Source organism: Nonomuraea rhizosphaerae (assembly GCF_019396405.1).
In the GTDB taxonomy this organism is placed as follows: Bacteria; Actinomycetota; Actinomycetes; order Streptosporangiales; family Streptosporangiaceae; genus Nonomuraea; species Nonomuraea rhizosphaerae.
The window spans coordinates 1-671 of sequence record NZ_JAHKRL010000047.1 but is presented as its reverse complement, the minus strand read 5'-3'; the positions used below and the strand labels follow the sequence as shown (position 1 = coordinate 671).

At 68.0% G+C, this 671-nt stretch carries 1 pseudogene; it reads left to right on the top strand.

Features of this window, described 5'->3' with window-relative positions:
* Positions 1-217, top strand: a pseudogene (locus tag KME77_RS02335) (hypothetical protein); the annotation flags it as partial.
* Positions 218-671: the final 454 nt, after the last annotated feature.

Below are 671 nucleotides of genomic sequence, written 5' to 3'. Positions count from 1 at the left end.
CCGCTCCGCCGGTGCCGAGCTCGCCGCGCTCGTCGGCACCGGCCACCCGTTCTACAAACCGAGGTGGCACCCGCAGGTCGTGGGCATGGTGATCGAACCGGACGCGGACTGGGACGAGATCGCCGAGCTGCTCATCGAGAGCTACTGCCTGCGGGCGCCGAAGAAGCTGGCGGCACAGGTTACCCGGCCAGGTCCCGCAGCCGGCGGACCGGGCTGAACCACAGGCGTCAGCGAGCTCGTTGTGAGGCACGTGTCGACGTACTTCCTCGAATACGTGCTGTGTACGGCAAGACGCACAACTCTTTCCGCGCTACCGCGAAGTCGGTGGATCAGGGTGTCAACACGGGCGCGCCTGCGTAGGCAGCGGTGACCATGCGATCCACGCCGACGGGTCGACATCAGTGGCTGGACTTCTGCACCCGGCACCGAGCCCCGTCACGGAGCCGACACAGGCAGACCTGGCCCTCAGCGCTGCTACTTCTCACCGACATTTCTCGACAGCATCGGCCCTCAGCGCTGTCCGAACTGACCCGCGAACGCTGTTGCTAGTGCTGTGACCGGAAACGATCGCCGGGGTTGGGTCGGGTTTCAGGCTGCGGGAGCCAGGGGGCGGGCGCCCCAGCGGATGCCCTTCTCGCTGCGGACGCGGGCGCGTTCGCGGCGTTGGGCGG